General features: G+C 74.0%; 6 protein-coding genes. 4 read left to right on the forward strand and 2 right to left on the reverse strand.

The window, feature by feature from the left end; genetic code table 11:
- Positions 1-60: 60 nt before the first annotated feature.
- Together fxsT and ACI2LW_RS29490 are read right to left on the reverse strand one after the other, a co-directional pair.
- Positions 61-4014 (reverse strand): FxSxx-COOH system tetratricopeptide repeat protein, encoded by a 3954-nt coding sequence (gene fxsT, locus ACI2LW_RS29485; RefSeq protein WP_404734290.1) that lies wholly within the window; start codon positions 4012-4014, stop codon positions 61-63.
- 297 nt (positions 4015-4311) lie between these two features.
- Positions 4312-5796 carry a hypothetical protein gene (locus ACI2LW_RS29490; protein WP_404734291.1) on the reverse strand — a complete coding sequence of 495 codons (1485 nt, stop codon included), beginning with the start codon at positions 5794-5796 and terminating at the stop codon, positions 4312-4314.
- Between the two features lie 481 nt (positions 5797-6277).
- On the opposite strand from ACI2LW_RS29490, the gene ACI2LW_RS29495 reads away from it, so the two are divergent.
- The 4 genes from ACI2LW_RS29495 (at position 6278) to ACI2LW_RS29510 (ending at position 9687) form a co-directional block, all read left to right on the forward strand.
- Positions 6278-6643: a DUF6479 family protein gene (locus tag ACI2LW_RS29495; RefSeq protein ID WP_404734292.1), complete on the forward strand. Its 366-nt coding sequence runs from the start codon at positions 6278-6280 to the stop codon at positions 6641-6643.
- 517 nt (positions 6644-7160) lie between these two features.
- Positions 7161-8303, forward strand: coding sequence for an ABC transporter ATP-binding protein (locus ACI2LW_RS29500; RefSeq protein ID WP_404734293.1), 1143 nt, complete (start codon positions 7161-7163; stop codon positions 8301-8303).
- Positions 8300-9019 carry an ABC transporter permease gene (locus tag ACI2LW_RS29505; protein ID WP_404734294.1) on the forward strand — a complete coding sequence of 240 codons (720 nt, stop codon included), beginning with the start codon at positions 8300-8302 and terminating at the stop codon, positions 9017-9019. Before ACI2LW_RS29500 ends, ACI2LW_RS29505 begins: the two co-directional genes overlap by 4 nt.
- A complete protein-coding gene (locus ACI2LW_RS29510) occupies positions 9016-9687 on the forward strand; it encodes an ABC transporter permease (RefSeq protein WP_404734295.1) in 672 nt (223 codons plus the stop codon). Before ACI2LW_RS29505 ends, ACI2LW_RS29510 begins: the two co-directional genes overlap by 4 nt.
- Positions 9688-9800: the final 113 nt, after the last annotated feature.

Genomic DNA, 9800 nt, shown 5'->3' on the forward strand with positions numbered 1-9800 from the left:
TGCCGACCGGCGGCCACGGGCAGGGCGGCGGCCGGGCGCCGCCCTGCCCGAGCGCGCGGGCTACAGCGGCAGGGGGTCGATGTCGCAGTTGGCGCGCAGGCGCTGCCTGAACTCCTCCGTGGCCGGGTGGCGGGTGCCCGGGCCGCCCTGCAGGCGCGGTGCGTCGAGCACCCGCTCCATGCGCTCCAGGGTCGCCTCGCGCAGCGCCTCGCCCTGTTCCCGCTCGCCCACGGCCACCAGGTCCAGCGACAGGTTCCCGGCGCAGGCGAGCGTCGTCGGGTGGTCCTCGCCGAAGGTGATCCGGCACAGGGCCAGCGAGTCCTCGCCCCGCTGCCGCGCCTCCTCGTGCTGCCCCAGCGCGGCCAGATCGCTGGCCAGGTTGATGGCGCAGACGAGGGCCAGGGGGTGCCCCGCGCCCAGCCGGTCGGTGAGCGAGCCGAGCGCCGCCTCGTCCAGGCGCTGTGCCTCCTCCGGCTTGCCGAGCAGACGCAGCGTCACCGCCAGGTCGATGTCGGCCGACAGCACGTGCGGGTGGTGCGGGTCGTAGATCTGCCGGTAGCCCTCGCAGGCCTTGACGCCCCTGGTGCGGGCCGCCTGGAGGTCGCCGTTCTGACGCAGCGCCACCGACAGGGTCAGCGACGCGGCCAGGGACTGCGGATGGGTCTCGCCGTAGCGGCGGGTGAACTGGGCGTGGGCCTCCGTGGCCAGCTCCAGCGACCGCGCGTGGTCGCCCTCCTTGCGGCAGGCCTCGCTGAGCTGGCGCATCGTCTCGATGGTGCCCGGGTTGCCGTGCCCGAAGGCCTCCCGGTAGGAGGTCAGCACGGACTCCTGGAGGGCGCGCGCACCGACGTAGTCGCCCGTCTCGCGCACGTCGATGGCGACGTTGTTCTCGCTGTGCAGGGTGCGCCGGTCGTCCCGGCCGTACAGGCGGAGCTTCAGGCTCAGCGTCTGCCGGTCGAGTTCCAGAGCCTGGCGGAACTCGCCGAGCAGCCGCAGGCTCACGCCGAGGTTGTGGGTGACGTTGAGCGTGGTGGGGTCGTCCTCGCCGAAGGCCCTGCGGGCCCGCTCGTAGGCCACCCGGTCCAGTTCGGCGCCGGTGGCGAAGCGGCCCTCGACCCGGCGCACGGCCGCCTCCAGCTGGAGCGCGTCGAGCGCGTCCTCCCGGGTGTCCTCGTGGTCCGTGGGCGCGGTGCGCTCGTAGACCTGCCGCAGGTGGGAGACCAGCCGAGCCGCGTCGTCGAACCGGCCCACCACCCAGTACATGAAGCACAGCCACTGCCCCATCAGGAGCGTCTGCTGGTCCTCCTCGCCGAAGATCGTCAGCCAGGCCTCCCAGGCCTGCTCGGAGAAGTCCAGCGAGACGTCGTGGTCGCCCCAGCGGTAGAGGTACTCGGCCACGTTTCTCACCAGCTGGCGCACCCAGGGCTGGTCGGACCTGATCGCCCCGGAGGCGATGACATGGCTGTACAGCTCCGCGTACCGCGGCCAACTGGCCGGGTCCTCCGGGGCCTTGGGGTCCGCCGCGGCCAGCAGCGTGTGGGCGCCGTGCCGCATGCGGGCCTGTTCCTCCGGGGTCATGCGGTTGTTCAGCACGAGCTGCACCAGGCGGTGCATCTCGATGGAGTTCGTACGGTGGTCGATGCGGGCGAGGGAGTAGCGGTTGACCTCCCTTATCGCGCGGGCGAGCCGCATCGGGTCGTTCAGCGCGGCGTCCAGCTCCGGGAAGATGCTGCTGTTGCCCAGGCCGGAGAAGATGCTGCGCGAGATCGGGTCGGGCGCGAAGTAGGAGCACAGCTGGAGCAGCCGCAGCGCGGCGGGGCTGCGCACCTCCAGGTGGTCCAGGGAGACGTTCCACGCCGCGGCGACCGGCAGCTGGTAGTCCGGCGGCGGGGCCACCTCGAGCAGTTCCATCCGCTTGTTCTCGAACAGCCGCAGGTACTCCGAGGCGGGCATGCCGGTCTCCGCCCGCCAGGCCGCGGCCTGTTCCAGGGCCAGCGGCAGGTCGCCCAGCGCCTCCGCCAGCGCGTCGGCCTCCTCGTCCCGCAGCGGCGGCCCGGAGCGGCGCAGCAGCTCCTTGCTCTCCTCACGGGTGAACACGTCCACTTCCAGGGAGCCGCCCACCTGCCCCCAGCGCCGGTTGCGGGAGGTGACCAGGATGGTGCCGTTGCCGCCCTGGGGGAAGTAGTGGCGGACCTGCTCGGGGTTGTCGGCGTTGTCGAAGATCAGCAGCCAGCGGGAGTACGGCCGTCCCTCGCGCAGCGCCTCCCGGACCGCGGGACCGGCGATGTTGGCCTCCGTGGTGGTCACCAGCCCCAGCCGCTGGGCCAGTTCCACCAGCGCCTGGCCGATCTGCCCCGGCCGCTCCGCCGGGATCCACCACACGATGTCGTACTCCGACTGGTGCCGGTAGGCGTACTCGATGGCGAGCTGGGTCTTGCCGACGCCGCCCATGCCGTGGATCGCCTCCGGCAGCACCGTGGTCGTGCCCTCGCGCAGCCGCTGGTCGAGCAGTTCGAGCAGGGCGCTGCGGCCGGTGAAGTTGGGGTTGCGCGGCGGCAGGTTCCCCCAGACGCGCGGCTGGGTCGTGCGGTCCCCCTCCACGGTCCGCTGGGGCGTTGTCGACATCTGAGAGGCTCCTTCGGAGACGGTCCGGGGTTCGGGCGCGGCACGGTCCGCGAGCGTCGTGGAGGCCGGAGCGGGCCGTGCGGGTCCCGGGGAGGTGCGGGGTGGTTTCTCCAGGCTGACTGCGTATCGCCGATCGTGCCAGCTCAGCACCTGCGCCAGCATGGCGGCACGCGGGGAGTACCGGCCCGACAGCGCCCGCAGGGCGGACAGCTCCACGCGGAGGAAGGCGATGTTGCCGCTGTTGACGCGCGGCATCGCCAGGGTGTCCAGCGGTTCACCCGGGGGCGGCAGCAGGGAACGGGTGGCCGCGTCGCCGGCCAGTACGGCGCGCACGTCGGTGAGCGTCCGGGCGGTGGCGCTGCGGCGGCCCAGCGCCAGCAGCTCCTCGCGGACGTCGGGGGCGAAGGTGAAGGCGACGTCCGCCGGGCCCTCGTCCTCGGTGCCGGTCGGCCGGACCAGACCGCTCATCAGGAGTTCGGAGGCATGGACCGGGCCCGCGCCCTGGGTGCCGGCGGTGATCGCGCGGATCACGGGCAGGCTCAGCGGCGCCGCCGCCAGCCGGGTCGCGAGGGCGAACGCGGTGGGGCTGGCGCCCGCCCGGAAGTCCGACACCCGTTCGGCGGCGGGCACCGTGCTGCGCGGGTCCGGCACGTCCTCCGCCCAGGGCACCGCACGTGCCGCGTCGGGCCTGCTCTTCCACTCCCGGGCCTCGACGGCGGACAGGTCCAGCCACCCGGGCTCCGCGCCGGACACCAGCCGGGCCAGCGCGCCGGCCCAGCGTCCGGTCAGGGCGAGCACGGGCACGACCAGGGTGCCGCCGTCCGGGGCCTCGCCGTCCGGTAACCCCGTCGGGGCCGCGCGCTCCTCCCACTCCCAGGCGCTGTTCGGGCTCCAGGCGCGCGGGGCGCGGATGCGCACCCGGCCGACGTCCAGTCCGGTGCGGAACCACAGGTGCTGCGGCAGCAGGTGCACCACGGCGACCGGGCACGTCCGGCCCCACTGGCGCAGCAGCGGCTGCACGGCGCCAAGCCGCCAGCCGGCCGCCAGGGCGTCGGTGAGCACCAGCACGACCCGCCGGCCGTCCGCGGGAGGCGGGCCCAGCGGCTCCTCGGCGCGCACCCGGGCCGGGTCGGTCTCGTCGGTGCCCAGCAGCCGCACCACGCGCACGCGCGCGAAGTCCCCGGCCCGCTCCAGTTCGCCGATCAGGTCCCGCTCCACCGCGCGGTCCCACACCCGCATCGTGGGGTGGGCGTCCACGACGAGGACCGCCTCCGCGGGCTCCCGCCCGCGCTCGGGTCCGGCCGGCCGCGCGAGCCGGCCGAGCGCGTGCGCGGCCTCACGACGGGCCTGCGCGGCCCCTGCCGGTCGCTGCCCCTCGTCATCGCGCATGAGTGCCCTCAAGGCGCCGCGGTGACGGGGGGAGGATCGCCGAGTCCCACGGACTCCCGGCAGCCAAGCCGCGCAGTTTCCCGGCGTGCGTGACATCCACGCGCAAAGCCTCGCAGTGCGCCGACCCCGGAAGCAAGTGCGTACGGGGGCTCGTGCGAGGGGTGTCCGAGGGCATGCGGGTGACAGCCCCGCACGGCCGCGGCGGGCGCGGGCCGGCGGATGCACGAGGGTTCATGTCGGGGCACCCCCAGTCGCAGCGGGCGGGCGGTCCGTGGCCCCGTGACCCGGCCGGCCGGGTCACGGCTTCACCGGCGCGTGGACGGGGCCCGGCGGACCGGGTCTGCGCTCCGGGTCGTCCAGCAGGATCGCCAGATGGCGTCCCACGTGGTTGTCCCACCCCTCCGGGCCGATGGCCAGGGCCTCCTTGCGCCATCTTCCGGTCCGCTCCAGCAGGCCGGCGAGCCCCCGGTCCTGCACGATGTCGGCCACCGCCTCCTTGAAGGCGGGGTCGTTGCAGTCGCCGCGGTGCCAGATCATCGCCGGCACCCCGGCGCGCAGCCCTGCCACGTACTCCTGGCGGGAGGCGGGGGAGTCGGTGCCCGGCGGCTCGCTCAGCACCAGGCAGACGGCGTACTCGTCCTCCTTCAGCTCCCGCTCCAGGTGGAAGTGCGAGTTGCCCGGACGGTTCCAGTAGGAGCGGGCGTCCGCGGGGGTCTCCTTCAGCCGGCGCCACTTGTTGTGCCAGGGGCGGTGCCAGGCGGCCTTGCGCAGCCGCTCCAGGCTGCGCACCAGGACGGCGTAGTCCATGACCAGCGGGTAGGGGGAGGGCGAGTCCGTCTCCTTGTGCCACCACTCGACCGGCTCACCGAGCAGTTCCCACGGCAGGATGAACTCCAGCACGACCGGTTGCCGCAGATCGGACCAGCGCTCCTCGGTCTGCTCGATGAGGGACTCCACCTCGGCCGGGAGCTGGTCGCGGTGCAGGTGCAGGGTCTCGCCGGGGACGGGGTGCCAGCCCTCGGAGTCCGACTGGCGCCAGTGGGAGAGGTAGTAGCGGTCCGGGTCGACCCCGTCGGGCTCGAACTGGATCATCAGATAGGCGGGCATCATCGAGGCGGGGGACTCCACGGCGCTGCTGCGCTGCCACTGCGCCATGGTGTCCTCCAGGCCCCAGGCGTGGGCCTGCCGGCGGTTCCAGCGGCGCAGCAGCCCGGCCGCCTCGAGCTGCCCGTCCTCCATCAGCTGGTCGGCGGCCAGGGACAGGAAGGCCATGCTCACCGGCAGCTCCCGGGCCGCGGAGTTCTCCCCGGCCAGACGCAGGAACACCGCCCACCCGGTGTCGCACCACGAGGGCAGCTCCTGGATGCGCGAACGGCTGGCCCGGCGCGCCATCGCCGCCAGCGCGGAGGCGGACCGCAGTTCCATGAGGACGGGCCGCAGGGGGTGCAGGTCGGCCCCGTCGAAGAAGTCCACGGCCTCCCACTCGTCCACCAGCCGCAGCAGCGCCGTCACCGCGGTCGACTGCTGCTCGACGTAGCCGAGGCAGCGCACCAGGCAGGCCGGCCCCTCGGGGATCCCCGCGCACTTCTCGACCAGCTGGATCAGCCAGGGGCGCAGGGGCTCGTTGCGCAACGGCTCCACGTGCGAGCCCAGTTCCTGGCTCAGCATGGTCACCAGCACGTCGGCGCTGCCGCTGCTGCGCAGCGTCGCGGAGTCCTGCAGTACGTCGACCACCTCGGCCACCAGCTCATTGCGGACCCGTGCCGGGCTGCGCCCTTCCACCCCCGCGACCTCCCGATCCCCGCCACTCGTTGTCATCGCGTTCCCACGCACAGTGCCGACCAGCGTACGGCCCCGCGTCCCCCCACGTCAGGGGGTCGGAAGAGCCCTACCCAGGACCGCGCCGCCCCAGCCGCGCCGCGCACCGGTTCCCCCAACTCCCGGTTGACGGCCGCGAGTTCGATGACGAACGTGATCCTATCGGTGGGCGGGGGGCGCGGGGGGCCGCTCGCGGTGAAAGGGGTGGGTCTTCGGCGGGTCTTCGGCGGGACTTGGGGCGGGGCTTCGGGCGGACCTCTTGTGAACGGCTTCACAAGGGGTGGGCGCCGGGTGCGTGCCGCGTGCGTGCCCGGTGTGTGCGGTGTGTGCGGGCGTGCGCACGCCTTTGCGGCGGTCACGCGCAGTGGGACAATATGGGGCAACGGTGACATCGCCGGTGTCACCTGCACTCTTCGCTTTCCTCAGCGAGGCGGGTGGTAAAGACATGAACGCAGCCTCCAATGTCGTACTGGCCATGGACACGCACGCGTGGGCCACGCTCGGCGCCTTCGTCGCCGGTCTGATCATCGTGGTGGCCCTGGTCTGGGCCGTCTCGATGGGCATCGGCGTGATGCGCCGGGAGCCGGACCGGCCCACCGACTCCGACCAGCCGCACCTGCCGGTCACCGGAGCCGTGCACGAGGTCAGCGAACTGCGGGAGCCCGACGAGGTCGACTGCCAGGACGGCGAGCGGCTCATGCCGTACGAGCTCCACGCCGCCGGCACACGGCGCAGCCACGACCAGCACCGCCAGCGCTGGGCCCCGGGCAGCAGCGGCTCCTTCGGCAGCGGCGGACCCGGACGCACCTGACGCGCCACCGCGCCGCACCACGGCCGGGCGCGCACCGGGTGCGCCGGCGTGCCGCTGCCGGGTGCGGGCGCGAGCGGCTGACGGCGGGGCCGCCCGGGCACGGGTGAACCCGCCCGGACGCGGCTTTAACGTGCCCGGACGCGGCCGGACATGCCGGGACGCGGCTGAACCCGCCCGGACGCGGCTGAACGCGCCCGGGCGCGGCCGGACATGCCGGGACGCGGCTGAACGCGCCCGGGCGTGGTCGCTCATGCGCGGACGCGGCCGGCTGCTCAACGCGCCCGGGCGCGGCCGGATGGCGGCGGTGCACCCCGCGGTGCGACGCGGGTCCCGCACGGCCCGGTGCATGCCGCGCCGCGCGGGTCCGGGCCGCCGCCGGGCCGCCGCGGCGCCCCGGCGTGCCACGCTCACCCGCCAAATGCCCGTGACGAACGGCGTCTAGACTCTCCCCGCAACGGCCCGCGCGACCGTGGCCGAGAGCGGCAGCTGCTGCCAGACCCGAAGGGTGTTCGGCGTTTTGATACGCATAGATTCAGTCACCAAGCGGTATCCGGACGGCACGGTGGCGGTCGACCGGCTCTCGCTGGACATACCGGACCGCTCGATCACCGTCCTCGTCGGACCCTCGGGCTGCGGCAAGACCACCACCCTGCGCATGATCAACCGGATGGTGGAGCCGACCGAGGGCACCATCCTCCTCGGCGGCGCCGACGTCCGGAAACAGCCCGTCAACTCCCTGCGCCGGTCGATGGGTTACGTCATCCAGAACGCCGGCCTCTTCCAGCACCGCACCATCGTCGACAACATCGCGACCGTGCCCCGGCTGCTCGGCTGGGGCAAGCAGCGGGCACGGGCCCGGGCGGCCGAGCTGATGGAGCGCGTGGGACTGGCCGCCTCCCTCGCCAAGCGGTACCCGTACCAGCTCTCGGGCGGCCAGCAGCAGCGCGTCGGAGTGGCCCGGGCGCTCGCCGCGGACCCCCCGGTGCTGCTGATGGACGAGCCCTTCTCGGCCGTCGACCCCGTGGTGCGCAAGGGACTCCAGGACGAACTGCTGCGCATCCAGGACGAGCTGGGCAAGACCATCGTGTTCGTCACCCACGACATCGACGAGGCCATCAAGATCGGCACCATGGTCGCGGTGCTGCGCACCGGCGGCCGGCTCGCCCAGTACGCGCCGCCCGCCGAGCTGCTGTCCGCCCCCGCGGACGACTTCGTGGAGGACTTCCTCGGCACCGACCGCGGCATCCGCCGGCTGTCCTTCTTCGCCTCCGGCGCGCTGGAGCTGACCACGGCGCCCATCGTCGCCGTCGACTCCACCGCCGAGCAGATCACCGCCCGGGCCGGCGCCGGCGCGCCCTACCTCCTCGTCACCGACCTCGACGGCAGGCCCCTCGGCTGGGCCGAGCCCGGCGAGCTGACCGCGGGGGAGATCGACCCCGGACGGCTGCTGTCCCACGGGCGGCCGTTCGAGCACGGGCAGGAGTCGCTGCGCGCCGCCCTGGACTGCGCGGTGCTCTCGCCCACCGGCTGGGCGGTCGCGGTGGACGCCACCGGCCGGACGGTCGGTGTGGTCTCGCAGCAGACCATCGCCGAGGCCATCCGCGGCGCCCACGCCGAGGGCCTCGACGAGACCGCCGCACAGGCCGGGGTCCCCGGATGAACCGCTTCTTCGACATCCCGAGCGACCTCCAGCACAGCTGGTTCGGGCTGATCGGCCTGCATCTGCGGGAGGCGCTGCTGCCGGTGCTGGCCGGCCTGCTGGCCGCGCTGCCCCTGGCCCAGCTGTGCGTGCGGTTCCGCTGGCTCTACCCGCCCGTGCTCGGCCTGACGACCGTCCTGTACGCGATCCCCTCGCTGGCCTTCTTCGTCGTGCTCATCGACTACACCGGCCAGACCGAGCTGACCGTGATGATCCCGCTCGCCGTGTACAGCCTGGTCGTCCTCGTCCCGGCGATCGTCGACGGCGTGCGCTCGGTGCCGCAGGAGACGCTCGCCGCCGCCACCGCCATGGGCCTCGGCCCCGTACGCCGCTACGTCCAGGTGCAGTTGCCGATCGCCGTCCCCGCGATCATCGCCGGGCTGCGGGTGGCCGCCGTCTCGAGCATCTCGCTCGTCAGCGTCGGCATGCTGATCGGCAACCAGGGCGCGCTGGGCAACCTGCTCAACGACGCCAACATCTACCACCGGCCCGAACTCGCCGTGAACTCCGTGGTCACCACGGCGGCCCTGGCGATACTCGTCGACGCGGCACTGGTGCTGCTGCGCCTGCTGCTCACGCCCTGGATGCCGCGCGGCGGCCGCCGCACCGCGCCGCGCAAGGCCGCCGGCGCCCGGCCCGAACCGGCCGCGCCCGCACGGGAGGACGCCGCCCGGTGAACGTACTGCACTTCGTCAACGCCTTCTTCAGCGACGGCGCCCACTGGCACGGCTACGACGGCATCCCCACGCGCCTGGCCGAGCACATCCGCTACTCCCTGATCGCGCTGGCCGTCGCGGCCGCCATCGGGCTGCCGGTCGGCCTGGCCACGGGCCACTGGGGGCGCGGCGGCAACGCCCTCGCCCTGATCGCCACCGCGGGCCGGGCGCTGCCCAGCTTCGGTCTGCTGGTGCTGATGTTCATCCTGCTGGGCTTCGGCATGGTGCCGGTGATGATCCCGCTGGTCGTCCTCGCCGTCCCGCCGATCCTCGTGACGACGTACGAGGCGATGCGGTCGGTGGACCCGTCGCCGGTGGACGCGGCGCGGGGCATGGGCATGGGGGAGTCCCGCGTCCTCTTCCAGGTCGAACTGCCCGTCGCGCTGCCGCTGATCCTCAGCGGGCTGCGCTCGGCGGCCATCCAGATCGTCTCCACGGCCACGATCGCGGCGTACGTCAGCCTCGGCGGGCTGGGGCGGTACATCGTGGACGGGCTGTACCAGCGGGACTACGAGAAGGTGGTGGGCGGGGCGACGCTGGTGGCCGTGCTGGCGCTGGCGACGCTGGGGATCTTCTGGGTGGGGGGGAGGGTGGGGGTTTCGCCGGGCGTGCGGGGGCGGAGGGTGTGAGGTTGCTGTCCTGGGGGGGGGGGGCCCCCCCCCCCCCCGGGGGGGGGGGGGGGGGGGGGGGGGGGGGGGGGGGGCCCCCGCGCCCGCCCCCCCCCCCCCCCGCGGCCGGCGGG

Origin of the sequence: Streptomyces sp. NPDC004065 (assembly GCF_044903565.1) — a bacterium.
Taxonomy (GTDB): domain Bacteria; phylum Actinomycetota; class Actinomycetes; order Streptomycetales; family Streptomycetaceae; genus Streptomyces.